The following is a 26,122-nucleotide window of genomic DNA, read 5'->3' as shown; positions in this document are numbered from 1 at the left end:
ACTTAAAAATATCCGTTTACAAACGACTACAAATAATTACAACCGAAAGTAATTGTTTTGTAACCGAATAAAATTGCAATGGTGTCGCAACTTTGCAGAGTCAAAATGAATTGACAAAAACAAATTATAAACCTGCATTCAAAAAAAATGCATAAAAACTTATCTTATGAATACGTTAAGAAACAAAGTACAGTTAATTGGTAGATTGGGTCAAGATCCAGAAATAATAACTTTTAAAGACGGTAATAAAATGGCCAAATTTTCTATGGCTACAGATGACAGTTACAAAGACAAAGCAGGTAATAAGGTAGAGCGTGCTTATTGGCATAATATTGTTATTACTGGAGGTTTGGTTAAAGTGGTAGAAAACTATGTAAATAAAGGACAAGAAATTGCCGTTGAAGGGAAGTTAACAAACCGTTCTTATGATACCAAAGAAGGAGAAAAAAGATATGTTACCGAAATTATGGTGAATGAATTATTGCTTTTGGGAGCTAAATAAATTACATAGAAAGAGACTGTCTAGAAAGTATTGCACCTTTTTAGATGGTCTTTTTAAATTTGATATTTATGTTTTCTTGTTATAAACTCTCGTTTGTAATTTTTTTACCGGTCATTTCATCAACAGTAATTCTAAAAACAATTGGAATTTTTTTCTGTGTTCTTTTGTTAGAGAAATCGCTTATACAATGCAAATCTCTGTGTTCCTTTTTTAAAATAATTGCTTTAATACCTTCGGTAAAATCATGTAAATATTTTTTTGCTACAGAACCAGCTAGTTCTTCATAAATTCCATGAACTAAAACAGAATTACAGGTATTGCTGTCTGCTTTTTCTGAAACCTGCAGAGAAACTTTTCTATAATTTCTCATTGCCTTTGTTTTATGACCTTCTTCGGAATAACCTACAATACTATTTTTCTTGTCAAAAAAATAAGTCATGGGTACAATAAAAGGTCTTTCTATATAAATATAGCTCAGTTGCCCTACATAGTTATTTGCTAATAGATGTATGCATTCATTATCTTTTAAATTAGTTATCATGATGCTAAGTTTTAATTAAAACAAGTAACTAAGTTTATTAAAATCAGTTACATAAAATATGATATAAATCAGTTTAGTAAATTTTTTCTTTTATTTTAATGAAATTTATAAGCTTTTAATGCGCTTTTTTAACTAAAATTTTTATTCGTTTTGGTAAAATTTAAGTTTGTTTTCTAAGTTGGTTATTTCTTTTTTTAAAGAATCTACTTGGTTCAATAAGTTGTAAATTACATCAACGCCTTCTAAATTTATGTTTAAATCATAATGCAAACGAATCATTTTTTCTACTTCTGTTATTTGAGTAATTTTAATATAATGATCATCGTTTGCTACAATAACTTCTATTAATTCATACTCTTTTAATTCGTCTATAAAAGCTGTAGGTATGCTATAGTGTTTACAAAACTGCTGTATAGATATTAAGTTTTGAGTTTCCATGTTTAGCGTTGTTTTTGTAATTCTTTAATTAATTCTATTTCCTTTTCGCTTAGTTTAGTAGGTATTTTAAGTTGATAAGTTATATATAAATCACCAAACTGACCTTCTTTTCTGTATTTAGGAAACCCTTTTCCTTTTAGTTTCACTTTTGCTCCGTTCTCTGTCTCTGGCTTAATGGTTAGCTTTACTTTACCATCAAAAGTATCTACCATTAATTGTCCGCCTAATAAAGCGGTATATACATCTAAATCAACATCTAAGTAAAGATTGTCTTTGTCTCGCTTAAATTTAGTGTTATTAACAATAGAAAACTGAATGTATAAATCTCCATTCGGACCACCATTTACACCTACGCCACCATGCCCTTTAATTTTGATAACCTGTCCGTTTTCTACACCTGCAGGAATTGTTATTCTAATATTTTTACCATTAACAGTAATTACTTGTTTTTGCGTTTCATAAACATCTTTTAGATGTAATTGAATTTCAGAATTATAATCTTGTCCTCTAAATTTGGCATTGGTTCTTCTTCCGGAAGATGCTCCGCCGCCAAACATGTCTCCAAAAATATCAGAAAAATCTTCTTGAGAATAACCACTTTGATTGCTTTGAGACCTATTTTGGTGTTCCTGCTGTCTTTGTTTATCTTGCTCGTAAGCTTCTCCATTTTGCCAATGCTCTCCATATTTATCGTATTTCTTACGATTTTCTGGATTGCTTAATACTTCATTTGCTTCATTAATTTCTTTAAAATTTTTCTCGGCAGTTTTATCATTCGGATTTAAATCTGGATGATACTTTCGTGCTAATTTTCTGTACGCTTTTTTAATATCGGCTTCAGAAGCATTTTTTGTAATTCCTAAAACTTTATAATAATCTATAGAAGCCATTGGTTAAGGTATTTAAAAAGTAATATGTTATATGTTTTACAACAAATTTGTGTATTACAACTGAGTTAAAAGGATACCTAAATATATTATTTTTTAAGTTCTAAACTCAGTTTTGCAACCAACATTAATTCAGATTTATTTAAATCTGCCACGGAAGCAGCTATTTTAGTTGCTGTTTTTATAATTAGACTCTTAATATCTTCTGTAAATAAAGAGGGATGTTCTTTTTTAAAATCGATAAACTCATTATAACAAGTTTCAGAATTAGAAAAACTTTCATTATTTAACCAATCGAAAACGGTTTCTATTTGATACGCAGCATCCGAATGAAAATCATCATCAGTAGGATCTATTTTAGTCCATTTGTTTTTTACAATTTCTTTTAAAACATTAAATTCTACTTCTTCTACCACATTGTCTGCAGCAGCAATTGCGAAAAATAATTTACCTAAGTTTTCATAAAAAGAAATAATTGTGTTTTGTGAAGGTTTCATAATTAAGAATTTATGAGTAAAAGTAAAATTATAGAATTTTGAGGCATAAAATTATGATAATAGTCATAAAATGCTGTAATTTTCCTCTAAAATGTAGTATTTTTATTCTTTGTTTAATCAGTTAATTTATAACTAAAATGCTAAGTAAAGATCGGGATGTTTTTAATGTACTTTTTGAAGCTGTTTCGGAGGGTGTTGTAGTTGTAAATGGCAAACAAAATATAGTTTCTGTAAATAGTTCTGTAGAAAAAATGTTTGGTTATAATACAGGAGAACTTATAAACCAACCGCTTAATGTTTTAATTCCTAAGAATTATCATGCTGGTCATGGAGCCCATTTTAAGGGTTTTATGATGAATAAAGAAAAACGGCAGATGGGGAATGGGAGAGACTTATATGGAGCCCGAAAAAATGGAGACATTTTTCCGTTAGAAGCAGGTTTAAATCCGTTTCAAATAAATGGAGAAACTTTTATAATGGCTTTAGTTATAGATATTTCTGTTCGTAAGCAACAAGAAGAAGAAATATTTCAGCTAAATGATGAGCTAGAAAAAAAGGTTTGTGAGAGAACAAAAGAATTAAGCAAAACGGTTCAAGAGTTAAAGACTGTAAACATAGAGTTGGATGCCGAAAATCAAAAAAGGATAGACGCAGAGAACAAAATTAAAGATGCTTTAAAAAAAGAAAAAGAATTGAATGAACTAAAAACAAAGTTTTTGTCTTTAGTTTCTCATGAGTTTAAAACACCGTTAAGTGGTATTTTAACTTCTACAATGCTTTTGGGTAAGTATAAGTTAACAGAACAACAAGAAAAAAGAAATAAGCATTTAGAGACCATTACCAATAAAGTACATTATTTAAATAATATTTTAAATGATTTTCTATCAATAGAAATATTAGAAACTGGTAAAATAAATTATAAGTTTCATACTTTTAAATTAAGTAAGGTAGTAGATGAGGTAATCTATAATGCAAACATGCTTTTAAAGCAAGGACAAAGAATTAAATACCCAGAAGATATAGATGAAATTTCTTTAACACAAGATGAAAAAACAATAGCATTGGCATTGTCCAATTTAATAAACAATGCTATTAAATATTCGCCAGAGAATACGGAAATTGATATCAAAATAAAGCAAGATAATACAGCTACTACTATTAAAATAAAAGACCAAGGAATTGGGATTCCAAAAGCAGATCAAAAAAATATATTTAACCGTTATTTTAGAGCAGAAAATGCTTTATTAACCGAAGGAACAGGAATTGGTTTAAATATTATTAAAAGTCATTTACAAAACTTAGGCGGAACGATTACTTTTGAAAGTGAAGAGAATAAAGGATCAACGTTTACATTGAAGATTATTAATACAGCAAAATGAGAAAAATACTATTAATTGAGGATGATGTAGTTTTAAGAGAAAACACTTCAGAACTTTTAGAATTATCAAACTATGAAGTTACGAGTGCTTCTAATGGTAAAATAGGTGTACAACTAGCCCAAAAAATAGTACCAGATATTATTGTTTGTGATATTATGATGCCAGAGTTAGATGGTTATGGTGTTCTAGAAGCTTTAACTAAAAATGAAGTTACCAAACACATTCCGTTTATCTTCTTATCTGCAAAAACAGAAAGAAGTGATGTAAGAAAAGGGATGGATTTAGGGGCAGATGATTATATAACAAAGCCTTTTAATGAAGATGAATTAATAAGTGCTATAGAAAGTAGGTTGGCTAAAGTATCGATACTAAAAGATCGTAGAGAAATAAACGAAGCCATAGAAGAAGAGGAAGAAGATATAAGAAGCCTTAATGATTTAAAAAATTATTTTGAAGATAACGGTGAAACCTTTATTTTTCTTAAAGATGCAAGTATCTATAAAGAAGGTAATAACTCTAATTACATTTACTTAATAAATAGCGGACTCATAAAATGCCATAAGTTAGATGAGCAAGGCAAACAGTTAACTACGGCTTTATACAAAGAAGATGATTTATTTGGTTACACTTCTTTTTCTCAAAATTTAGCCTATCAAGAATCTGCAACTGCAATTCAGAAAACAGAATTAGTTGGGCTTTCTAAAAAAACATTAACAGGTGTCTTAAATAAAAACCATAAAGTAACGCTAGAATTAATAGAGTTGTTAACAGAAGACTTAGCTGTTGTAAAAGACCAACTTTTGCAAATGGCTTATAGTTCTGTAAGTAAAAAAACAGCTAAGACAATTTTAATGTTTGCAGAGAAATTAAATAGAAAACCAGAAGATCAAATTAAAATTTCTAGAAACGATTTAGCTAGTGTTGCAGGTATTGCAACAGAAACTTTAATAAGAACAATGTCTAGTTTTAAAAAGCAAGGTCTTATAGAAATAGAAGGTAGAACAATTAGAATTTTAGACTTAGAAAAATTAAAAGAAATTTCTTGATATTAAATGAATTAGCGGCTATATGACTAATATCATTTTTTAAAAAGTATTGTAGCAATAAATTTGTCTTTTAGATAAAAAGATGAATTTAAATGAAAGCTATTTTACTCCCTACAGATTTTTCAGACAATTCTTGGAATGCTATTGAGTATGCTTTAAATTTTTATAAGCACTCAACGTGCAATTTTTATTTGTTACACGTTAATAGGTTAAATAACGTTGTAGTAGACAATTATTTTTATGATAACACTCAAGAAATAATTATAGATGTAAACGTAGAAAATGCAAAAAAACAATTAAAAGAACTTCAGCAAAAAATAGCGCTAAATTTTAATAATAATAAAAACCATAAATTTTATACTCTAACAGACTCTAATTTTTTTATTGAATCTATAAGACAACATGTAGAAGAAAAAAAAATAGATGTAATTGTTATGGGAACAAAAGGAGCTAGTGGTTTTACTGGTTTTATTACAGGCAGTAATACGGGAGATGTTATTACAAAAGTAAAGTGTACAACTTTAGTGGTGCCTGAAAATGCTAAATTTAAAAAAATAGAAGAAATTGCGTTTCCAACAGATTTTTCTTTGTGTAATGAATTACAAATTTTAGAACCAATAATAGCAATATTAGAAGAGAAAAAATCGTCTTTAAGGGTTTTAAATATAAGTAAAAAAGTTACAGTTTTAAATGAAGATCAACGAAAAAGTAAAGAACTACTCGAAGATTACTTATACAATTACAAACACAGTTTTCATTTTTTAACAAATAAAAAAGTAGAAGATGCTGTACAGTGTTTTGTAAATAGTAGAAACATAGATATGATTGCCATGGTTGCAAAAAATCTTAATTATTTTCAACAAATATTATTTCATACCAAGGTAGCGGAAATAAGTTATCATACCGATGTTCCTTTTTTAGTACTGCATGAATAAAAACAATATGTTATGGATAATTCAATTTTTTTAGCAAAGTTTTGGGGTTATTACTTACTTATTTTTTTCGTTATACTCAGTTTTAATCCAAAAAGAATCAGGCAAATATTTAATGATTTAGAAGATCAAAAATTTCTGATTATTTTTTCTTTTTTAGCCATTATTATTGGTTTGATAAATATTCTATTTCATAACATTTGGGAGCCTAATTGGAAACTTATAATTACCCTAATTGGTTGGTCATCATTACTTATAGGGTTGTCTCTTTTTAGTATTCCGAAGCGAACCATACATTGGTTAAAACTTGTAAATATTAGATTTGTACAGGCGATATATACATTACTTTTTCTAATAGGTTTATATCTATTAAATATTGCATATGCTATTATAATAATTTAATTAAAAAGGATTATCTTAGAACTACATACGAAACGATAGGTTTCAATAATTTTTTTATTAATAACTAAAAACACCATAAAGATGAAAATGAATATTCAATTTGTTAACATGTCTACAAGTGAAACTATGGAAGCTTATACAGAAAAAAAGCTAGATGGTTTGGTTAAAAAATTCGAAACAATTATTAAAGCAGATGTGTTTTTTAAAAAAGAAAATGATTCTAAAAACAAAGGCGTAATTTGTGAAATAGAATTAAGTGCACCAGGACCAAGATTATTTGCATCGTCAAATGAAAAAAATTACGAACTTGCTGTAAAAAATACTATTTCAGATTTAGAAAAGCAATTACAAAAGAGAAAGGCAATTACAAAACCTTATCTGTAAATACAGATCAATGCTCGGTTAAATTATTATCAGGCTAATAAAGACTTTTTTTTAGTCTGATAATAATTCTGCAACAGATGCGCTCTATCTTTCTGATAGATATTTAACTCTTTATTAAGGAGAATCTAAGAAACTTAGGAGGTCATTTTATACTTAAAAAGCAACATAGTCTATTTTAAAGCCATATAGATAAAATAAATCTATAGGAAAGATCTCTTCTAGGAGATTATGGAATAGGAAATATAATTTAGAATTTATTAAAAACAAACATCATGAAAAATATACTTTTACCTACAGATTTTTCAGATAATTCGTGGAATGCAATTCAATATGCAGTTCAATTATTTAAGGACGAAAAATGTAATTTCTTTATAATGAATACTTATACACCAATGATTTATGATGTAGAGTATATGACACCGGGTGTTGACGGTTTTAATTTAATTGATGTTGTAAGAAAGACATCAGAGGAAGGACTTGATAAACTTCAACAAAAAATTGAAAATCAATTTAAAAATCCAAACCATACGTATCGTAAAATAGCTTCATTTAATACTTTAATAAATGAGATAGAAGAGTTGCATGAAAAATATGTAATGGATCTTATTTTAATGGGAACCAAAGGAGCAACGGGTTTAACCGAAATTTTATTTGGTTCTAACACCGTACATATAATTAAAAATGCAAAATGCCCAGTGTTAGCAATACCAAGTAATTATGCTTTTAAAGCTCCTAAAGAAGTATTATTTCCTTCGGACTATGAAGTTTCTTTTAATGAAAAACAAGTAAAACTAATTGTAGATATTGGCCTTTCTAATAGTTCTAGAATAAATATAATAAACACTACTTATGGCGATGATTTATCTAAAAATCAAATAGAAAATAAACAGAAGTTAGATAAAATATTAAAAAATGTTACCCATTTATTCTATAGTGTAAGCAACCAAAGTGTAACAGGTGCTATTTCTGAATTTCAATTAAAAATGCAAATAAATCTGTTAGTGATGATAAACAATAAGCATTCTTTTTTCGAAAATCTATTTTTTAAATCAACAATTAGTCAAATAGGTTTTCACTTAAATGTACCTTTCTTAGTAATTCCTTCAGGAGAAAAGACAAACTAATTTAGATGATATTAATCATTTTATAAGCTTGTTTTTTTAAGTAAATTAGGGGGAGATAAGTTTTTAGTATAGAATTTAATACTATTTATGATGAAAATTAAACATGTAAATACAAGTTATATAAAATGGTTAAGTGCAGAAGAAATGCACAATGAATCTAAAGAATGGCGTTTAGAATTAGAGTTTTTAAATGATGAATATCTCTTTTTCGAAGACTTAATAAAATGGAATACCCTTCAATTAATCAATTTTCAATCTTACGCTAAAAGCAAAGAAATTATTGAGAAATTAAGTAATTCTATAAAGACCAATGATGCGTTAATTCAATTGGTTCAAAAACATGAAAATAGCCTCGAAGTTATAGATAGTAAGGGTGATCAGCAAAAAGAAACTTATAAGAATGAGCATAAAACATTACTTATTTTATTTAAAAATCACTTAAAAGAACACAGGGAGTTAAAACTAAGTTTGTTTGATATTTTAAAAAAGATAAAGAAAACAGAAAAACAAAAACGAATTATAGATGTGGAATAAAGAAATAGTAAGATAAAGCTGCGTAAAATTGATTTGAAAAAGTTGAATCCACCCTTTCTTAGGGTGGATTTTTTTTGCTTTAAACTATTTTTAACTTATTATTGTGTTGTTATTTAGGTATTTATAGTTTGTTTTCGTTAAAATAATCCCAAAATATATTCATTTAACTTCTAGTTAAAATAACGAAAGCAATTTTTTGTAACTTCCAACTTCAATTTAAAACCGACTTTCTATGCCAAATTACACACTTCATATTAACGGAAAAGAACGTAAAGTATCTGCAGATGCAGACACTCCATTGCTATGGATTTTAAGAGATGAACTAAATTTAGTAGGTACAAAATTTGGTTGCGGAATTGCGCAATGTGGCGCCTGCACTGTTCATCTAGATGGTGTTGCAACAAGAAGTTGTCAAATGCAAGTTTCTATTTTAGATGCTGTAAAAATCACCACTATAGAAGGGCTGTCTAATGATGGAAAACATCCGGTACAAGAGGCGTGGAAAGAGATAGATGTGCCGCAATGTGGCTATTGTCAGGCAGGTCAAATTATGACTGCTTCTGCTTTTTTAGCTGAAAATAAGAATCCTTCAGAGGAAGAAATTAGAGAAGCAATGAATGGTAACATTTGTAGATGTGCTTCATATAATAGAATTGAAAAAGCGGTAAAAGTTGCTGCAAATAAAATGTCTTAATCATAAAACTACTTCACAAAATGGAATCTATATCAAAAAATAATTTTAGTAGAAGAAACTTTTTAAAGGCATCAGTTTTAGCAAGTGGTGGTTTATTAATTGGCTTTAATTTATTAACGGCTTGTAAGCCAGAAGCAGTAATGCCTGTAGATATTGAGAGTTTAAACTTCAATGATTTTAATGCATTTATAAAAATTTCTGATGACGGTTATGTTACTATCTTTTCTCCAAATCCAGAAATTGGACAAGGTGTAAAAACAGCAATGCCAATGCTTATTGCAGAAGAATTAGATGTAGAATGGAGTAAAGTTAACGTAGCGCAAGGAAATTTAGACACTAATAATTTTACAAGACAATTGGCTGGCGGAAGTCAATCTATTCGATTTGGTTGGGATGCTTTAAGACAAACAGGAGCAACCACTAAACAAATGTTGATAAATGCTGCAGCTGCAAAATGGAATGTAGATGCAAGTACGTGTAAAGCATCAAAAGGAATTATTACCAATGCAAATGGAGATCAATTAGGTTATGGAGATGTTGTAAAAGAAGCAGCATTATTAGAAGTGCCAGAAAATGTAACATTAAAAGAAACTAAGGATTATACCATTATTGGTCAAGAAATTGTAAATGTAGATATTGATAAAATTATTACAGGAAAACCACTTTTTGGATTTGATTACAAAACAGACGGAATGGTGATTGCTACTGTTTTAAGACCACCCGCTTTCGGACAAATATTAGAAAGTTTTGATGCTACGGCCGCAAAAAAAGTAAAAGGAGTTATTGATGTAATTACGATTGGTGATAAGATAAGACAGTATGTGGCATCTGGTAAGACAAATTGGACATTTACCATGTCTGAAACAGATAAAGTAGTTGTTATTGCAGAAAATACTTGGGCGGCAATAAAAGGCAAAAAAGCACTTGCTGCTGTTTGGAAAAAAGATAGCAAATTAGAATCTACAGAAACCCATGATAAAGTTTTAACTGAAATTTTAGAGGGTAAAAAACTAAATACAAGAAGAGAAGATGGTGATATAAAAAAGGCTTTTGCCACTGCAGATAAAGTGATAGAAAAAACATATCATTCTCCTTTTTTACCACATAATTGTATGGAGCCCATGAATTTTTATGCTGATGTTACATCAGAAAAAATACATTTAGCAGGCCCTGTACAAACACCAGAATTTGCAGCAAATGTAGTTGCAGATTTATTAGGTTTTGAGGTAGATAAAATCTCGTTAGAAATGACCAGAATGGGTGGTGGTTTTGGTAGAAGATTGTACGCAGATTTTGTGTATGAAGCTGCAGAAATATCTAATGCCATTAAAAAACCGGTAAAATTAGTTTCTACTAGAGAAGATGATATGACAACGGGAGTTTATAAGCCAGCTGTAAAATATAGAATAAAGGCAGCTTTAAAAGACGGAAAGGTAACCGGTTATCATTTAAAGGAAGCCGCTGTAAATGGAAACATGTACGGATTGATTCCTAACTTTTTTCCTGCAGGATGTATCCCTAACTATAAAGTAGAAACAGGTAGTTATAATAGCAATATAACAACCGGAGCATGGAGAGCTCCTTACACCAATTTTTTAGCGTTTGTAGAACAAAGTTTCTTTGATGAATTAGCAGCAGAATTAAATATAGACACCATTCAACTACGTTTAGATTTATTGCAGTCTGTAAAAGGATCTACCGATGAAAAGATTGAATATTCTGGACAAAGAATGGAAGATACTATTAAATTAGTGAGAGAAAAAGGAAATTGGGGTAAAACAAAAGAAGGTGTTTACCAAGGTTTTTCTGCTTATTATAGCCATAATACACACGTTGCTGAAATTGCCGAAATGGTGTTAAAAGATGGTTTTCCTGTAGTTAAAAAAGTAACTGTTGCCGTAGATTGTGGTATTGTTGTAAACCCAACGGGAGCAAGAAACCAAGTAGAAGGTGGTGTTTTAGATGGAATAGGGCATGCTATGTATGCAGGTTTCTCTTTTAAAGATGGAAAACCAAATGCAAAAAACTTTGATACGTATCGTTTAATTAGAATGCAAGAAACTCCAAAAGTAGTAGTTCATTTTGTAGAAAATGATTTATCTCCAACCGGATTAGGAGAACCAGGTTTACCACCAGCAGGAGGCGCAGTGGCAAATGCAATTAACGCTGCATTGGGTAAGAGACTATATCGTCAGCCTTTTGTTAATGAATTGAATAAGAGTGAAGTTTTAGGATAGTTAAAAGCATTATTAGAATAAAATGAAAATCGCCAAAATAAATTAATGTTTTGGCGATTTAACAAAAGTGAGGGTAACTTTTATTTGTTAAAAATTATAGGGATTTCTTAACATGTTACTTCTCTAATATCTTTAAGGTAAAAATGTTTTTCTACTACAAATTTAATTCATTAGGTATTAGAAAAAATATTAATTCGTTAAAAAGAACATAACTTTCTGTGAATTGTTTGTGATTATCGGTGAAAAGTTAAACTTTAAGATGTGTTTTTTGAATAAAATTCAATTATTATTAATAAATAAGGCATAGTTTTTAAAAGAACTAATTTATGCTAATTTTACTTAAAAAAAAAGAAGCCCTTAATTTTCAGATGAAAATTAAGGGCTTCTTTATAGTTGTATTTCTTTTAAGTATTAACTTACTTGTTGTCCGTTTTTAACTTCTTTTGTAGGTTCTACAAAGGCTAATTTTCCATCAGGAGTATCTGTCATTAAAATCATTCCTTGGCTTTCTACACCTCTAATTTTTCTAGGTGCTAAGTTTACCAAAACAGAAACTTGTTGACCAATAATATCTTCTGGTTTAAAGCTTTCTGCAATACCAGAAACAATGGTTCTTGTATCAATACCAACATCTACCTTTAATTTTAAAAGCTTTTTAGTTTTAGCTACTTTTTCTGCTTCTAAAATGGTACCAATTCTAATATCTAGTTTGGTAAAATCATCAAATTCTATAGTTTCTTTCTGTGGTTCTACCACTTTATTTTCTTGTTCGTTGGCAATTTTAGTAGCTTCTAATTTTTCAATTTGAGCATCAATTGTTTTATCCTCAATTTTAGAAAACAATAATTCTGCTTTGTTTATTTGATGAGCTGCAGGTAATAAAATTTCTTTTTCAGTAATATCATTCCAAGACAGTTTATCATCAATATTTAAAATACCTTTTAATTTATCTGAAGTAAAAGGTAAAAATGGTTTAGAAACAACTGCTAAAGCTGCAGAAATTTGCAAAGCAACATACATAATTGTTTGTACACGTTCTGCATCTACTTTTATAACTTTCCAAGGCTCTTCATCGGCTAAATACTTGTTACCGAGTCTTGCTAAATTCATTAATTCTTGGCTAGCTTCTCTAAATCTATATCTTTCAATAGACTTTCCAATAATATTCGGAAACTCTTTTACAGCTGCTAAAACATCTTCATCTACTTCTGTAAAATCGTTTGGCGCAGGTATAATGCCTTCGTAATATTTATTAGTTAAAACCACAACTCTGTTGATAAAGTTACCAAAAATAGCAACCAATTCGTTGTTGTTTTTAGCCTGAAAATCTTTCCAAGTAAAATCGTTGTCTTTACTTTCTGGTGCGTTTGCAGTTAATGTATAACGTAAAACATCTTGCTGATCTGGAAATTCTTCTAAATACTCATGCAACCAAACTGCCCAGTTTTTAGAAGTCGATAATTTATTTCCTTCTAAATTTAAAAACTCGTTTGCAGGTACATTATCTGGTAAAATATAATCTCCATGTGCTTTTAACATCGATGGAAAAATAATACAGTGAAAAACAATATTGTCTTTTCCTATAAAATGAACCAATTTGGTATCATCTTTTTTCCAATAATCTTCCCAGTTTTTTCCTTCTCTTGCTGCCCATTCTTTGGTAGATGAAATGTAGCCAATTGGCGCATCAAACCAAACATATAACACTTTTCCTTCGGCATCTTTTAAAGGAACCGGAATTCCCCAATCTAAATCTCTTGTTACTGCTCTTGGTCTTAAACCATCTTCTACCCAACTTTTTACTTGTCCGTAAACATTAGGTTTCCAATCTTTTTTATGACCTTCTAAAATCCACTCACGTAAAAAAGCTTCGTGTTTATCTAGAGGTAAAAACCAGTGTTTTGTTTCTTTTACTGATGGTACATTTCCTGTAATTGCAGATTTAGGATTAATTAAATCTGTAGCGTTGTGAGAAGTACCACAGTTTTCACATTGATCTCCATAACTTTCTTCGAAACCACATTTTGGGCAAGTTCCTACCACAAACCTGTCTGCTAAAAACTGATTTGCTTCTGCGTCATACAATTGTGCCGAAACTTCTTCTATAAACTCACCATCATTATACATTTTTGTAAAAAACTCTGAGGCAGTTTCATGATGAATTTTAGCTGATGTTCTAGAATAATTATCAAAAGAAATTCCGAAATCTTCAAAAGATTTTTTGATGATTCCGTGGTATTTATCAATAATTACTTGCGGAGAAACGCCTTCTTTTTTAGCTCTCATTGGTATGGCAGCACCATGCTCATCCGAACCAGAAATGTAGGCAACATCATTACCTGTTAAACGTAAATAACGCGCATAAATATCTGCAGGAACGTAAACACCTGCTAAGTGACCAATATGTATTGGACCATTTGTATATGGTAAAGCGGCAGTAATTGTATATCTTTTAGGAGCACTCATGTGTTCTATGTATTAATTGTGGACTGATTTTTGAAGTGCAAAAGTACAAAAAAGGGAGTTTTAAAAACCATTGAAAATTGATACATTTACAGTAATTAGATTTTTAGTTGATTAGTACCAAATAAATAAGACAAATTTTGAATAAAAAAACACTTTTTACACTTTCACTTTTAATGATTTTCTCATTCGTAAAAGCACAAGAAAAATTAATTTCACCTCCCTACCTACAAATAGGAGATACTATTGCAATTGTTGCACCTGCCGGAATTTTAAAAAACCGAGAAGCAACCATTGCTAGAGCAAAACAATTAGCAGAAAGTTGGGGATTAAAAGTTGTTTTAGGAGAACATATTTTTAATAAAGACAGTCATTTTGCAGGTTCTGATGATGAAAGAGCAGCAGATTTTCAAAAAGCATTAGATAACCCAAATTTTAAAGCAATTTGGTCTGGACGTGGTGGTTATGGGTCTGTTAGGGTTTTAGATAAATTAGATTATACTTTTTTTCTAGAACATCCTAAATGGATTATTGGCTATTCAGATATTACGGCTTTTCATAGTCATATTCACAATCTTGGGGTAGAAACGATGCATGCAATGATGGGGTCTAGCGTAGATGATAAACCAGAGTTAATTGTAGAAACGTTGTCTACTTTTAAAAAAGCAATTTTTGGTGAGCAATTAAAATACACGATTCCTTCTTCTAAATACAATAGAAAAGGAGAGGTTAGCGGACAAATAGTAGGAGGTAACCTTGCATTATTAGCATCTATGTTGGGTTCTAATAGTGAGGTTGATACAAATGGTAAGATCCTTTTTATTGAAGAAATTGGAGAATATAAATATTCTATAGATAGAATGTTACAAAGCTTAAAACGTGCTGGTTATTTTGATAAATGTAAAGGTTTAATTATTGGAGACATTTCTAAAATCAAGAGTAATTCTACCAATTGGGGGCATACTATAGAAGAGCTTGTTCTAGATGTTGTAAAAGAGTATAATTTTCCGGTGATGTTTGATTTTCCTGCAGGTCACGAACCTGATAATAGAGCTTTAATTCTTGGAAGAAAAATAGAGTTGACAGTTGGAACAGGACAGAGTTCTGTGGTTTTTGAGAATTAAATAAAGATATTTTTATAAAGAAGACCTCAAAGAATTTAAAAACCTTTGAGGTTTGGTTTGTCAATTATTTTGTAAATTAACATATTGGCAATTTCATAACGAATTATTATCGATTTTTATTTGATAACTGAACACTGCCTACTGAAGACTAAAAAAATGGCAGAACACAATGAGCTTGGTAAAAAAGGAGAAAAATTAGCCATCGATTTTTTATTAAAAAATGGTTATAAAATTTTAGAAACAAACTACCGTTATTTAAAGGCAGAAGTAGATATTATTGCCCAAAAAGGAGAAATATTAGCTGCTGTAGAGGTAAAAACAAGAAGTTCAGATTATTTTGAGGAACCACAAGATGCTGTAAAGGCTAAAAAAATTAAATTATTAGTTTCTGCAATTGATTATTATGTGGTAGAAAAAGATTTAGATGTTGAGGTTCGGTTTGATATTATTGCTATTATTCATCATAAAAAAGAAACTAAAATTGAGCATTTAGAAGATGCTTTTCTTCATTTTTAATCGCAGGGCGATGGACAAGTATTTAATGCTCCTTTGGTTTTCTTATAAATGAAAAGTATTAGTCTTGGAAGCATACTCCTTGCCGTGGGATGAGGTTGTTGATTAAGTTTTTGACAATCGAAATTTTCTTGTGATAAACGTATTTAGGTAAACTTAAATCTCTGAATTAATAGCGTAAATTCCTGTCTGAACATCGTAATCGTTCAATTTTAAAACAACTTTTTAAAACCGTAAATTTTAGTTTCGTTTTATGATGAAAAAAAACTTTTGGTTGGGTGTTTTATTAGGTGTTTTAGGCATTGTACTTTTTTCATCTAAAGCAGTTATGGTTAAGCTCGCATATAATTATAATGTAGATGCCATTACCATGTTGTTGTTAAGAATGCTATTTTCTTTTCCGTTTTATGTAGTTATTGCATATGTATATCGAAATAAAAACACAGCTATTAATACTACAAAAAGCGACTATTATTGGGTAGTGTTTTTTGGTTTGGTTGGTTACTATCTGGCGAGCTATTTCGATTTTGAAGGTTTAACTTATATTAAAGCAAGCTTAGAACGGATTATTTTATTTGTATACCCAACAAATGTAATTCTATTAAATAGACTTTTTTTTAAGCAACCTATTACAAAATTCCAAGCCTTAGCCATCTTTTTATCTTATCTAGGAATTGTAATTGCGTTTTCTGATGAAGTAGATGTTTCTGGAAGCAACGTTTATTTAGGTGGATTTTTCGTGCTCTTAAGTGCCATAACCTACGCTTCTTATTTGGTTGGAAGTGGTTGGTTAATTCCTAAATTCGGAGTTCTAAAATTTACAGCTTATGCCATGTTAGTTTCGTGCTTTTGTGTGTTTATTCACTTTAGCATTATTGGAGAAACAGACTTGTTTAATCTGCCTTGGCAAGTATATAGTTTTGGACTTCTAATAGCAATATTTGCAACCGTAATTCCTTCGTTTTTAGTAAGTACTTCTATTAAGATGATTAGCTCGTCAAACTTTGCTATTGTTGCAGGTGTTGGGCCAATATCTACCATAATATTAGCGTCTTTTTTTTTAGGAGAAAGATTGACTTTAGTTCAGTTTTTTGGTGCTTTTTTAGTGATAATAGGTATTGTTATAACTTCTTTAAAACAAGCTAAGAAAAAGAAATAATTATTTTAATGCTTTTACAATTGCTTTTCTTAAATCATTAATGTCAGATTTTTTACTGCCACTATCTATGTAAGCAATTTTGCCTTTTTTATTGATGATAAAATAAGAAGGGTATACTTGTTGCTTGTTAAATTTCTTACTAACATCCATAGCAGAATAAGCTATTTTAAAGTTGAAAGGATGTGCTTTTAGTAACTTTTCAACCACAGGTTTTCTGTCTAAAGCAGGTGCTATAAAAAGAAGATCATCTCTTTTATCAAACTCTTTAACAAGATCATTTAATTTAGGAATATCTGTTAAACAAGGCATGCAAGAAGTAAACCAAAATTTAAAAACTACTACTTTTCCTTTAATGTCCTTATTGGTTAATTTAGAGCCGTCTGTAAGCCATAACTTAAATTCTGGAGCAGTATAATTAATCTTAAAAAAATGTTGACTTACAGCAGTATAATTAATAAAGAAAACTAGAGCTATAAGTGCTTTTTTGATCATTATTTATTTGCGAAAAATAGTTTTACATCTTTTAAGTGTTCTGGTTTTGCAATTATTTTTTTGTTAGCATCTAAAATAAAATAACTAGGTGTAGAAACAATATTATAAGTTCTAGCAGTTTTGTTTTGCCATTTATTTAACCCTAAAACATGATGCCAATTTGGTAATGTCTTCTTAAAACTATTCCAACCATAAGCATCTTCTTCTAAAGAAAAAGCGATTACTTTTACCTTGTCATTTTCTTTTAAAAATGTATGTACTTGAGGTACTTCTGTAATACAATGAGAGCAAGTAGTGCTCCAAAAAATCAATAAATAATTTTCGGCATCATTTAATTTAGAAAGCATAAATTGTTTACCATTTTCTTTCCAAGAGAAATCTGGTGCAATTCTGCCTACTTCTGCAGCAAATAAGGCTTGTTTCTCTTCTTTAAAGCTATTGTCTTGAACGTTAATTGGTAGTTTAGAATAATAATTATCGAACAAATAATCTATTAATTCAAGATTCATATCAGTTTCAAACTGATTGATTAAAAACTCGATAATCTCTTTTTTATAAGAGATATTATCAATCTTAGAAAAAACTTTATCTACAGATTCTTTAAATAGTTTTTGTTGTGTTTCTGCATCTTGAGAGTAATTAATGTAAAAAACATAATCGGTAATTCTATCGGTAATAAAAGAAGAGTTTAGTAATGTTTTGTTGTTAAAATCTATAGGATCAAAGAAAGTTCCAATCATATTAGACATATACTTTTCTGGAGTTTCTATAATTTCCGGAAGATTATTTCTTAATGAAGCTTTAATAAAAGGCTGAACATACATTCCGTTTGAGGCCTCTAAGTATTCTTTTTGTATGGCATTCACTATTTTTAAGGCTTCTTTGTATTCGTTTTTTAGATTTAAATTTTGATTTTGTAAAGCAGCAACTTGTATAGAATCTAATGTTTGTTGCGCTGGAGAAATTTTATCTAAATAACTTTTATACAGCATATTTTCTTTAGAAGTTGTAAAAGTTACGGTTTGGTTTGCATAGTTTGGGTGAAAACCAAAGCTTACATCTTCTTTGTTAAAAACAAAATCTACAAAACCTGCACCTTCTAATTTATATGTTATTCTATAAGAACCTACTTTTGTGTTTTCTGGTAACGTAAAACTAAAGCTACCTAATGGCTGTTTTTTTCCTTGTATATCAACAGAACTTGTTTTAATTTTTGAGTTTTGAATAAATTTCTGTGTTGCACCTTCTATTTTGTACAAAATAACCCAATCTGTATCTACGGTTGGAGACATGGTTCCGTTAATAGTATATTGCGCATGTGCAAACGAAGAAATTAAGAATAGAAACGCGAGTATATTTTTCATCTTTTAAGGTTGATTTTTGTTCTTGTTAAACTATTTTCAAGAAGCGTACCAAAAGTACTATTTCTCTATTAAATTATTAATCGTTAGAGGTTTAGATTTCTAATTGAAAATAAATTAATTACAATTTATTAAAGATGAGATAGTGGTTTAAAAATATCTTCTTCAAAAAATGGTATTAAGAAAGGTGATAGAGCTGTGAGTTACATAGCTTATTATTAGTAATTTAAAGACTCAAAATAGTTGATGATAGCCTCTTTCATTAAAACGGTTTGTTCACCAGGTTTTAAGTTTGGTAGCTCTGTAAGTATTTTATAATGTGGCCAAGTATCATCATCAAAATAATCGAATTCGTAATAACCATAAGGCTCTAAAAGTTTGCATATAGCAATATGCATTAGATTTACTTTCTCGTCTTTTTTAAATTCTCTTTGACCTTGTCCTAATTCTTGTACACCAATTAAATAGATAATTCCATCCATATTTAATTCGTCTCCATCTGCAAATTGATTTGTTAATTTATGAACTAACAAATCCCATTTTTCTTTTAAGGTGAGTATTTTGGGCATCTTACTTTTTTTATAAGTTGTAAAGATACAACTGACATTTTTAAATTGACAAAAAATTATGTAGGTTTGAGGAAATTAATTTCATGAATATTTTCGACATTATTATAGCTTCATTACTGCTTTTTGGTTTTGTTAGAGGGGTGTTAAAAGGCTTGTTTGTTGAAGTTGCTTCTTTGGTAGCGTTAGTTGGTGGTGTGTATGGAGCAATTCATTTCTCTTATTTTGTTTCTGATTTTTTACAACAGTATGTTTCTTGGACACCAGAATATATCTCTTTAGCTTCTTTTGCCATTACGTTTATAATAATTATCGTGGTAATTGCACTTCTAGGAAAAGCATTGACTAAAATTGCAGATTTTGCTTCTTTAGGAATTCTAAATAAAATATTAGGTGGTGTATTTGGTGCTTTAAAAATAGGGTTGATATTAAGTGTTGTTTTTATATTTTTTGGTAAAATGAATGATACGATCCCTTTTATTGAAAAGGAAACATTAGAAGAGTCTATTTTGTACGGTCCAGTAAAAAAAGTAGCGCCTACTATTTTTCCATCCATCATAAAGGAAGAGAAACCAGAGAAAACGGTCTAATTCTTAAGAACTATATATTTTAAAATATAAATAAAAAAACCAAGGAATGTTCCTTGGGTTTTTATTTATTAATCTAGATGATAAATTTCCATAATATCATCTAAGTATTTTTCGAAGTCTATTTTTAGGTCAATTAATTTACCTGAATGTACATCAAAGACCCAACCATGTACTTTTAAACCACGATCTCTGTATGCTTTTTGTACGGCTGCCGTTTTAATAAGGTTAACACATTGTTCTTTAACGTTTAACTCTACCAAACGGTCGTATTTTTTTTCTTCAGATTTTATAGCATTCAATTCTGTAGAATGAATTCTGTAAACATCTCTAATATTACGTAACCAAGGGTTTAAAATACCAAGGTCAGCAGATTGCATTGCAGCTTTAACACCGCCACAGCCATAGTGCCCACAAACAATTACATGATCTACTTTTAAATGGTCTACTGCATAATTAATTACAGACATTACATTTAAATCGATACTAATAACCATATTAGCAATATTTCTGTGTACAAAAACTTCTCCGGGTTTTGCACCCATTAGCTCTTCTGCAGTAGCTCTACTGTCTGAACAACCAATGTATAATAATTCTGGTTTTTGGCCTTTGCCTAATTCTTTAAAATAATCTTTATCTGTAGATAGTTTTTCATTAACCCAATTTTCATTGTTTTTAAATACAGTTTCTAAGTTCATTTTTTAAGTTTTAGTTCGTTTCTTTCCGTTTAATTTTAGCTAAATTATATATTTAGTTTATGTGAATGTATTTATAGTTGTAGTACCAATTATAAATACATTTATTATGGAAAGGTAATTATTATAACTTAATAAAAGAGATTTGTAGTACCTCTTTTATTAAGTTACTTATTTTAATTAACTAATAAAATTAACGGCTCCATCATTAATGTTGTACATAGCGCCAACAATCATAATTTCTCCATTTTGCTCCATTTCAGCTAAAACATCACTTTCATTTCTAATTCTGTCTATAGTAAGTGCTACATTTCTAGCGGCAACGTTATCTACAAATTCTAAATTAGATGATTTTCTTAAACTTACTTCTTTTGGTTCTAGTACAGAATTTACTGCTGGTTTAATTTTGTTAAGCATTGCCGTTAGATTTCCTAATTTTGCATTGTCACAAGCACCTTTTATAGCGCCACAGCTTGTGTGACCTAAAACTACTACTAGTTTTGTACCTGCTAACTTACAAGCAAACTCCATAGAGCCTAAAATATCTTGATTTACAAAGTTACCAGCAATTCTAATACTAAAGATGTCTCCTAAACCCTGATCAAAAATTAACTCGGCAGAAACTCTAGAATCTATACAGCTTAAAATTGTTGCAAAAGGAAACTGACCTGTACTAGTGTCGTTTACTTGTTCTAATAAGTTTCTATGTGCCTTTAAGTTATCTTGAAACCTTTGGTTTCCTTCTGTTAAAAAATCTAACGCTTTTTTAGGCGTCATTGTTGCTTGTGTTTCTTTAGTATGTGCTTTCATGTTCTTTTATGTTTTGTGTTAATGAAACGTTTGTTTCATTAATTATTTGTCTTAAAATTTAGCGTCTTTTTCTAAGTAGATGCTATTAAGTTCTTTTACGTATAGTTTTTAACTCAAACTAATGTTAGACTTTGGTTTTTCCTTGAAAAAATTGATAAAACTTTCTGGGTTTTCTACTGTACCTCGTTTAGATATAAGCTTAATGTCTATATTTCTTTCTTTAGCTTTATATAAAAAGTCTTCAAGTATTTCAATAATATCATTATCTAAATATCTTGTTTTAATCAAATCTATTTGTAAGTAAGAGTCAGAAGGTAAGTTGTCTAGTTCTTTTAAGATAGCTCCTTTGTTGAAAAAAGTTACTTCTTCTGCTAAAGTCATTTTTATCTTATGCTTACCATTACTGTTGTCTTCAATATGAAGAAAGTGAGAGTTTTGGTAACTCTTTAATAAGATCACTACAATTCCTACTAAAAGCCCTAATCCAATTCCTGATAATAAATCTGTAAATACAATACCTACAACCGTAACAATAAAAGGAACAAACTGTTTCCAACCTAACTTATACATTTGTTTAAAAAGTGCTGGTTTTGCTAATTTATATCCTACTACTAAAAGAATCGAAGCTAAAACAGCTAATGGAATTTTGTTTAATAAAGTAGGAATTAAAATTACAGAGATTAACAAAAGTAAACCATGTAAAATGGTAGATAATTTTGTTTTTCCACCAGATTGTACATTGGCAGAACTTCTTACAATTACTTGTGTAATTGGTAATCCACCAATTAAACCAGAAATGATATTTCCTGTTCCTTGTGCAAGTAATTCTCTATTGGTTGGTGTTACATTTTTGTCTGGATCTAATTTATCACAGGCCTCAACACTTAATAATGTTTCTAAACTAGCAACCAATGCAATTGTAAAGGCTACAATCCACACTTCATGTTGAAAAATCACTGAAAAGTTAGGGAAACTAAACTGCCCAACAAAAGAACTTAAATCTTCTGGAATTGGTACACTTACCATATGTTTACTAGCTATTGATAGTGTTTCATTACCTAAAGTAAGGGTGAAAAAAATGATTCCTGCAACAACGGCAATAAATGGGCCTTGTATAACTTTAAATATTTTAGCTTTCTTACTTAATACAATATCCCAAAAAAGGATAATTGCTAAACTTAAAAAACCTATTAAAGCGGCTCCTGGGTTAATGTTGCTAAACATTTTAATAAGCTCAGAAAAAGTGTTTCCACCATCTATTTCAAAAAACTCTAAATCCCATGCAGATTCTTCATCATAACCAAAAAAGTTTGGTATTTGTTTTAAGATAATGATAATACCAATACCTGTTAACATTCCTTTAATTACCGATGATGGAAAATAATATCCAATTACACCTGCTTTTAAAAACCCAAAAATTATTTGAATAATTCCTCCTAAAACTACAGCTACTAAGAAGTTTTCATAACTCCCTAAAGTAGCAATAGCAGTTAATACAATTGCAGCTAAACCAGCTGCAGGACCACTAACACCAAGCTTAGAACCACTAAGTCCTCCTACAACAACTCCACCAACTATACCTGCAATTACTCCAGAAAATAATGGTGCACCACTTGCTAATGCAATACCTAAACACAATGGTAACGCTACGAAAAACACTACAATACTTGCAGGTAAGTCGTTTTTAATATTTTTAAACATATGTAATATCTTTTTACTCTATTCTTGTTAGAGTAGAGCTATTTGTTAAATTTTGTAAATTTTTGTTTTTTTTTGTACGGAAGTTATAGTACAAACTTTGGTGGAGGGGTAGCAATTTTTGGGTACTCAGAAATGTAGTCTTTAGACATAAAACGTACATTTTTTCGCTTCTGATTTTTTCTAAAAGAGATCGCTACATCAGAATAAGAAATAATTTTTACTTCTTTAAGAGTGTTCTTTCCATGATTCTCTTCTTCCTCACTCATATTTAGATAGACAGTTACATCTTGTGTACTATCAATCAAACTAATTACGGTAGGCGCAATAAATAAGGATGAAAATATTACTATAAAGAAAATTGCAACTCTAACCTTCAAGTTTTTTTAGTTTTTGCGAATTTAATAAAGCTTTTTGAAATAAATGTTAAATAAAAATTAAAAATCGCTTAATAGTTTGATGTCTTCAGCGTGTATCCAACCTAACCTACCATCTTTAATTTTAACTTTGTTCCATTCATCTACGTCATCTAAAACTATAATTTTAGTTCCTTCATGCAACATAAATATTTCTTCTGAGTTTAATGTAGGTGCATTTCTAACTTTTGTTTTTTCTGCAAAAACAACAGCTTCTTTATTATTAATAGCAAAATTATATTGGTTATATGTAATAAATAAAGAGGTTATTAAAAATAGAAAACTAACAATACTTGTTGTAAAATAGAATCTTTTTTTAGCAGGCCCATCAGCAAAATAAAACATTAAAAATAAGAAGCTTCCTAAAATAGAAAATAATACAGCTACTATTGCCCACTGGTTATATGAGAGCTTTTGTAGGTAATTTATTTTAAATTTTTGTAATACTGTTTTTGGTAATTCTTCTATATTATCTAATGCCAAACGTTTTGCAAAAACTAAATTATTTTTTACATCTGCATTTAAAGGATCTAAGAGTAACGCTTTTTCATAATAGTAGATTGCTGGTCCTACTTTGTTAAGCTTATAATACGAATTACCTAAATTATAATACAATTCTGATGATACCAACTCTTTTGCTTCTATTTTCTTATAGAACTCAATAGCATCGCTAAATTTACCGTTTTTATATAAGTTATTTGCAGATACAAATAAGCTATCTACATTTTGTGCAGTAACCGAATTGGCAATTATCAGCAATAAAAAAAATAGTTTCTTCATTTTATTATAATTGTTTATCTAATTGAACAATAACTTGTTTTGCACGCTCAAATTCAGCTTCCATTTCTGTATTTGTTATTTGAGAGTAACGCGCCATATCAGAATGTTTTAAAACTTCTATAAATTGAATAATGGTTGTTGGTTCAACTTTTTTATTTTCTAAGATTTCTGTAATTCTTTCTTTACTAATTTCGGCTGTTTCAATACCTAATTTTGCTTTTAGGTAATTGTGTAATGCTCGTTCTAAAGCTTCGTAAAAAGCTTCTTTTTTACCTAATTGTTTTTGAGCTTCAGATAAATATTTTTTAGCTAATTTTTCTGCTTTTCTAAGCTTGTTTCCTATAAGGTCATTGCTTCTTTCTTCACTCTTTTTAGCAATAAAAATACCAATAGGAATTGTTATTAGCGGTAATAATAACAATAGGTAAAACAAGTTAGATTTAAAGAAATCTTCTGTGTCTACAGCTTCTAAATTACTTTTTGTTTGTATGTATCTAAAGTTATTACCTGTAGAAACTACATCTTGTTTTTGTGTAGCATTTGTATCTATTGCTGGTTTTAATTCTTTTCCTTCTAAAACATCAACAAAGAAATCTTCGGTTGTAATAGTATGGTATTTTTGTTCATTCGGATTAAAATAAGAGAAAGAAACATTCGGTATTTTATACTTTCCTTTATACTGCGGAACTACAGTATATAAATCTGAGACTTCACCAGAAATTCCACCAGCATTTACTTGAACTTTTTCTTTTCTTTCTGGTTGATATTTTTCTAACTCAACAGGAGTTGTTACCTCTGGTAATTCAAATAATTTTAAGTTACCCTTACCAGAAACTGCTACTTTAATTTGAGAGCTTTCATTGGCTTTTAAAACCTCTTTGCTTAAGGCAACATCAAAATTAAAATCACCAACAGCACCTGTAAAGTTTGCTGGTTTGCCTTCTAAAGGAAGACTTCTTGGATTAATTATTTTTTTAGCTGATGCAAATTCTTTCTGAACATTTCTTGTAATTACATTTCCAAAAAAGTCTGCTCTACCTGTAGGAACTCCTATAATAATATCCATTTTCATTGGATCTATTGTTAGGTTTCCTGTTTTTGTAGGTATTAATAAGGCTTTCTGAAGTACAATATATCTATAGTCTTCTCCATTGTATTTTCCCATTTTTACAGGGAAATTATTTAATTTAATAGCTTGGTTCCAGAAACCATTGTATTGTGGTGCTTCTGTTACATTGGTATCATAGACACTTACATTTTCGCTTACATACAATCTATATTCTACATAAATACCCTCTCCTACATAAGGTCTAGATTTAGAGATTTCTGCAACTAAATGAATGTTTTGTTGTGCAATATAATTTGGGTCGTTTGGGTTTTTGGGAATGTCTACAGCATCTAAAACTATAATTTTTATAGGATCTGTTTTTATGGTCTTTCCTGATATTTTAATACTAGCAGTTCCAATAGTTAATTCTCCTTTCTTTTCTGGTTGAAGAATGTAAGTATAAGATTGTGAAAAGCTTGTTTTTCCATTTACCCAAGACTGGCTAACAGATTGACTTGGTCCTCCTACTACTTTAAAGTTAGTAAATTTAGGAGGAGAAAAATTATCTCCACCTTGTTTGTTTATTGTAAATTCAATTCGTAAACGTTGGTTTACGGCCAATTTATTTTTACTTACTGTGGCTGTTAAAGTAGCTTCTTGAGCAGCTACAAAAGTGGTTACTAAACAAAAGATAAGCATGATAGCTCCTTGGAATTTTCCTGCCTGGGAAAACCACTCTTGAGTTTTACTTATTTTTTTAATTTTATAGGTATTCAATTTTGTACTTATTTTTTAAATAAACTAATTTTTAGA

At 29.5% G+C, this 26,122-nt stretch carries 27 protein-coding genes; 13 read left to right on the top strand and 14 right to left on the bottom strand.

What is annotated here, in order from left to right:
- Positions 1–166 precede the first annotated feature (166 nt).
- Entirely contained in the window at positions 167–502 is a 336-nt protein-coding gene (locus WG945_RS10370) for a single-stranded DNA-binding protein (protein WP_068447699.1), read from the top strand.
- A gap of 79 nt (positions 503–581) precedes the next feature.
- Here the strand turns inward: WG945_RS10370 and WG945_RS10365 are convergent, their stop codons facing one another.
- The 4 genes from WG945_RS10365 to WG945_RS10350 all read right to left on the bottom strand — a co-directional run bounded on the left by WG945_RS10365 (position 582) and on the right by WG945_RS10350 (position 2,865).
- Positions 582–1,043 (bottom strand): pyridoxamine 5'-phosphate oxidase family protein, encoded by a 462-nt coding sequence (locus tag WG945_RS10365; RefSeq protein WP_068447697.1) that lies wholly within the window; start codon positions 1,041–1,043, stop codon positions 582–584.
- 141 nt (positions 1,044–1,184) lie between these two features.
- Positions 1,185–1,481 (bottom strand): chaperone modulator CbpM, encoded by a 297-nt coding sequence (locus WG945_RS10360; RefSeq protein ID WP_068447695.1) that lies wholly within the window; start codon positions 1,479–1,481, stop codon positions 1,185–1,187.
- Positions 1,482–1,483: 2 nt separating this feature from the next.
- The gene (locus WG945_RS10355) at positions 1,484–2,371 is read right to left on the bottom strand and encodes a DnaJ C-terminal domain-containing protein (RefSeq protein WP_068447693.1); all 888 of its coding nucleotides are present in this window, start codon (positions 2,369–2,371) and stop codon (positions 1,484–1,486) included.
- 86 nt (positions 2,372–2,457) lie between these two features.
- A complete protein-coding gene (locus tag WG945_RS10350; RefSeq protein ID WP_068447692.1) occupies positions 2,458–2,865 on the bottom strand; it encodes a hypothetical protein in 408 nt (135 codons plus the stop codon).
- Positions 2,866–3,002: 137 nt separating this feature from the next.
- On the opposite strand from WG945_RS10350, the gene WG945_RS10345 reads away from it, so the two are divergent.
- The 8 genes from WG945_RS10345 to WG945_RS10310 all read left to right on the top strand — a co-directional run bounded on the left by WG945_RS10345 (position 3,003) and on the right by WG945_RS10310 (position 11,597).
- Positions 3,003–4,244 carry a PAS domain-containing sensor histidine kinase gene (locus WG945_RS10345; RefSeq protein WP_068447691.1) on the top strand — a complete coding sequence of 414 codons (1,242 nt, stop codon included), beginning with the start codon at positions 3,003–3,005 and terminating at the stop codon, positions 4,242–4,244.
- On the top strand, positions 4,241–5,290 hold the full coding sequence (locus WG945_RS10340) for a response regulator (RefSeq protein WP_068447687.1): 1,050 nt from the start codon (positions 4,241–4,243) through the stop codon (positions 5,288–5,290). The genes WG945_RS10345 and WG945_RS10340 overlap by 4 nt, the downstream gene beginning before the upstream one ends.
- A gap of 92 nt (positions 5,291–5,382) precedes the next feature.
- On the top strand, positions 5,383–6,225 hold the full coding sequence (locus tag WG945_RS10335) for a universal stress protein (RefSeq protein ID WP_068447686.1): 843 nt from the start codon (positions 5,383–5,385) through the stop codon (positions 6,223–6,225).
- Positions 6,226–6,705: 480 nt separating this feature from the next.
- Positions 6,706–7,008 (top strand): ribosome hibernation-promoting factor, HPF/YfiA family, encoded by a 303-nt coding sequence (gene hpf, locus WG945_RS10330; RefSeq protein WP_068447682.1) that lies wholly within the window; start codon positions 6,706–6,708, stop codon positions 7,006–7,008.
- 272 nt (positions 7,009–7,280) lie between these two features.
- A complete protein-coding gene (locus WG945_RS10325; RefSeq protein ID WP_068447680.1) occupies positions 7,281–8,132 on the top strand; it encodes a universal stress protein in 852 nt (283 codons plus the stop codon).
- 87 nt (positions 8,133–8,219) lie between these two features.
- Complete coding sequence (locus WG945_RS10320) at positions 8,220–8,666, top strand: hypothetical protein (protein ID WP_068447678.1); 447 nt, start codon at positions 8,220–8,222, stop codon at positions 8,664–8,666.
- 232 nt (positions 8,667–8,898) lie between these two features.
- Positions 8,899–9,360, top strand: a complete 462-nt coding sequence (locus WG945_RS10315; RefSeq protein ID WP_068447676.1) for a (2Fe-2S)-binding protein — start codon at positions 8,899–8,901, stop codon at positions 9,358–9,360.
- A gap of 20 nt (positions 9,361–9,380) precedes the next feature.
- A complete protein-coding gene (locus WG945_RS10310) occupies positions 9,381–11,597 on the top strand; it encodes a xanthine dehydrogenase family protein molybdopterin-binding subunit (RefSeq protein ID WP_068447674.1) in 2,217 nt (738 codons plus the stop codon).
- A gap of 411 nt (positions 11,598–12,008) precedes the next feature.
- Here WG945_RS10310 and metG read toward each other — a convergent pair whose 3' ends face one another.
- On the bottom strand, positions 12,009–14,063 hold the full coding sequence (metG, locus tag WG945_RS10305) for a methionine--tRNA ligase (RefSeq protein WP_068447672.1): 2,055 nt from the start codon (positions 14,061–14,063) through the stop codon (positions 12,009–12,011).
- A 137-nt stretch (positions 14,064–14,200) separates the two neighbouring features.
- Between metG and WG945_RS10300 the strand changes: the two genes are divergently transcribed.
- From WG945_RS10300 to WG945_RS10290, 3 genes are all read left to right on the top strand, one after another.
- A complete protein-coding gene (locus tag WG945_RS10300) occupies positions 14,201–15,184 on the top strand; it encodes an LD-carboxypeptidase (RefSeq protein ID WP_317039156.1) in 984 nt (327 codons plus the stop codon).
- 156 nt (positions 15,185–15,340) lie between these two features.
- Complete coding sequence (locus WG945_RS10295) at positions 15,341–15,700, top strand: YraN family protein (protein ID WP_068447668.1); 360 nt, start codon at positions 15,341–15,343, stop codon at positions 15,698–15,700.
- 250 nt (positions 15,701–15,950) lie between these two features.
- Complete coding sequence (locus WG945_RS10290; protein ID WP_068447667.1) at positions 15,951–16,856, top strand: DMT family transporter; 906 nt, start codon at positions 15,951–15,953, stop codon at positions 16,854–16,856.
- On the opposite strand, the gene WG945_RS10285 is transcribed toward WG945_RS10290, so the two are convergent.
- The 3 genes from WG945_RS10285 to WG945_RS10275 all read right to left on the bottom strand — a co-directional run bounded on the left by WG945_RS10285 (position 16,857) and on the right by WG945_RS10275 (position 19,278).
- Positions 16,857–17,348 (bottom strand): TlpA family protein disulfide reductase, encoded by a 492-nt coding sequence (locus WG945_RS10285; RefSeq protein WP_068447665.1) that lies wholly within the window; start codon positions 17,346–17,348, stop codon positions 16,857–16,859.
- Entirely contained in the window at positions 17,348–18,712 is a 1,365-nt protein-coding gene (locus tag WG945_RS10280; protein ID WP_068447664.1) for a TlpA family protein disulfide reductase, read from the bottom strand. The genes WG945_RS10285 and WG945_RS10280 overlap by 1 nt, the downstream gene beginning before the upstream one ends.
- A 215-nt stretch (positions 18,713–18,927) precedes the next feature.
- Positions 18,928–19,278: a hypothetical protein gene (locus WG945_RS10275; protein ID WP_068447662.1), complete on the bottom strand. Its 351-nt coding sequence runs from the start codon at positions 19,276–19,278 to the stop codon at positions 18,928–18,930.
- 83 nt (positions 19,279–19,361) lie between these two features.
- Here WG945_RS10275 and WG945_RS10270 point away from each other — a divergent pair, with 83 nt between their 5' ends.
- Positions 19,362–19,865: a CvpA family protein gene (locus WG945_RS10270; protein WP_068447660.1), complete on the top strand. Its 504-nt coding sequence runs from the start codon at positions 19,362–19,364 to the stop codon at positions 19,863–19,865.
- Between the two features lie 68 nt (positions 19,866–19,933).
- Here WG945_RS10270 and WG945_RS10265 read toward each other — a convergent pair whose 3' ends face one another.
- The 6 genes from WG945_RS10265 to WG945_RS10240 all read right to left on the bottom strand — a co-directional run bounded on the left by WG945_RS10265 (position 19,934) and on the right by WG945_RS10240 (position 26,086).
- Positions 19,934–20,560, bottom strand: coding sequence for a carbonic anhydrase (locus WG945_RS10265; protein ID WP_068447658.1), 627 nt, complete (start codon positions 20,558–20,560; stop codon positions 19,934–19,936).
- Between the two features lie 177 nt (positions 20,561–20,737).
- Positions 20,738–21,367 carry a carbonic anhydrase family protein gene (locus WG945_RS10260; protein ID WP_068447656.1) on the bottom strand — a complete coding sequence of 210 codons (630 nt, stop codon included), beginning with the start codon at positions 21,365–21,367 and terminating at the stop codon, positions 20,738–20,740.
- Positions 21,368–21,475: 108 nt separating this feature from the next.
- Positions 21,476–23,068 (bottom strand): SulP family inorganic anion transporter, encoded by a 1,593-nt coding sequence (locus WG945_RS10255; RefSeq protein ID WP_068447655.1) that lies wholly within the window; start codon positions 23,066–23,068, stop codon positions 21,476–21,478.
- Between the two features lie 83 nt (positions 23,069–23,151).
- Positions 23,152–23,445: a hypothetical protein gene (locus WG945_RS10250; protein ID WP_068447653.1), complete on the bottom strand. Its 294-nt coding sequence runs from the start codon at positions 23,443–23,445 to the stop codon at positions 23,152–23,154.
- A gap of 57 nt (positions 23,446–23,502) precedes the next feature.
- Positions 23,503–24,261 carry an SH3 domain-containing protein gene (locus tag WG945_RS10245; protein WP_068447650.1) on the bottom strand — a complete coding sequence of 253 codons (759 nt, stop codon included), beginning with the start codon at positions 24,259–24,261 and terminating at the stop codon, positions 23,503–23,505.
- Positions 24,262–24,265: 4 nt separating this feature from the next.
- Entirely contained in the window at positions 24,266–26,086 is a 1,821-nt protein-coding gene (locus WG945_RS10240; RefSeq protein WP_231874495.1) for a BatD family protein, read from the bottom strand.
- Between the last annotated feature and the right edge of the window lie 36 nt (positions 26,087–26,122).

The sequence above is a fragment of the Polaribacter atrinae genome (assembly GCF_038023995.1).
GTDB classification, from domain to species: domain Bacteria; phylum Bacteroidota; class Bacteroidia; order Flavobacteriales; family Flavobacteriaceae; genus Polaribacter; species Polaribacter atrinae.
This window is presented reverse-complemented; position numbering and strand designations above follow the sequence as displayed.

Bases quoted from the DNA above. Each gene is read 5' to 3' on its own strand.
- WG945_RS10370 (WP_068447699.1), top strand. From the start codon at position 167: ATGAATACGTTAAGAAACAAAGTACAGTTAATTGGTAGATTGGGTCAA.
- WG945_RS10365 (WP_068447697.1), bottom strand. From the start codon at position 1,043: ATGATAACTAATTTAAAAGATAATGAATGCATACATCTATTAGCAAAT.
- WG945_RS10360 (WP_068447695.1), bottom strand. From the start codon at position 1,481: ATGGAAACTCAAAACTTAATATCTATACAGCAGTTTTGTAAACACTAT.
- WG945_RS10355 (WP_068447693.1), bottom strand. From the start codon at position 2,371: ATGGCTTCTATAGATTATTATAAAGTTTTAGGAATTACAAAAAATGCT.
- WG945_RS10350 (WP_068447692.1), bottom strand. From the start codon at position 2,865: ATGAAACCTTCACAAAACACAATTATTTCTTTTTATGAAAACTTAGGT.
- WG945_RS10345 (WP_068447691.1), top strand. From the start codon at position 3,003: ATGCTAAGTAAAGATCGGGATGTTTTTAATGTACTTTTTGAAGCTGTT.
- WG945_RS10340 (WP_068447687.1), top strand. From the start codon at position 4,241: ATGAGAAAAATACTATTAATTGAGGATGATGTAGTTTTAAGAGAAAAC.
- WG945_RS10335 (WP_068447686.1), top strand. From the start codon at position 5,383: ATGAAAGCTATTTTACTCCCTACAGATTTTTCAGACAATTCTTGGAAT.
- hpf (WP_068447682.1), top strand. From the start codon at position 6,706: ATGAAAATGAATATTCAATTTGTTAACATGTCTACAAGTGAAACTATG.
- WG945_RS10325 (WP_068447680.1), top strand. From the start codon at position 7,281: ATGAAAAATATACTTTTACCTACAGATTTTTCAGATAATTCGTGGAAT.
- WG945_RS10320 (WP_068447678.1), top strand. From the start codon at position 8,220: ATGATGAAAATTAAACATGTAAATACAAGTTATATAAAATGGTTAAGT.
- WG945_RS10315 (WP_068447676.1), top strand. From the start codon at position 8,899: ATGCCAAATTACACACTTCATATTAACGGAAAAGAACGTAAAGTATCT.
- WG945_RS10310 (WP_068447674.1), top strand. From the start codon at position 9,381: ATGGAATCTATATCAAAAAATAATTTTAGTAGAAGAAACTTTTTAAAG.
- metG (WP_068447672.1), bottom strand. From the start codon at position 14,063: ATGAGTGCTCCTAAAAGATATACAATTACTGCCGCTTTACCATATACA.
- WG945_RS10295 (WP_068447668.1), top strand. From the start codon at position 15,341: ATGGCAGAACACAATGAGCTTGGTAAAAAAGGAGAAAAATTAGCCATC.
- WG945_RS10290 (WP_068447667.1), top strand. From the start codon at position 15,951: ATGATGAAAAAAAACTTTTGGTTGGGTGTTTTATTAGGTGTTTTAGGC.
- WG945_RS10285 (WP_068447665.1), bottom strand. From the start codon at position 17,348: ATGATCAAAAAAGCACTTATAGCTCTAGTTTTCTTTATTAATTATACT.
- WG945_RS10280 (WP_068447664.1), bottom strand. From the start codon at position 18,712: ATGAAAAATATACTCGCGTTTCTATTCTTAATTTCTTCGTTTGCACAT.
- WG945_RS10275 (WP_068447662.1), bottom strand. From the start codon at position 19,278: ATGCCCAAAATACTCACCTTAAAAGAAAAATGGGATTTGTTAGTTCAT.
- WG945_RS10270 (WP_068447660.1), top strand. From the start codon at position 19,362: ATGAATATTTTCGACATTATTATAGCTTCATTACTGCTTTTTGGTTTT.
- WG945_RS10265 (WP_068447658.1), bottom strand. From the start codon at position 20,560: ATGAACTTAGAAACTGTATTTAAAAACAATGAAAATTGGGTTAATGAA.
- WG945_RS10260 (WP_068447656.1), bottom strand. From the start codon at position 21,367: ATGAAAGCACATACTAAAGAAACACAAGCAACAATGACGCCTAAAAAA.
- WG945_RS10255 (WP_068447655.1), bottom strand. From the start codon at position 23,068: ATGTTTAAAAATATTAAAAACGACTTACCTGCAAGTATTGTAGTGTTT.
- WG945_RS10245 (WP_068447650.1), bottom strand. From the start codon at position 24,261: ATGAAGAAACTATTTTTTTTATTGCTGATAATTGCCAATTCGGTTACT.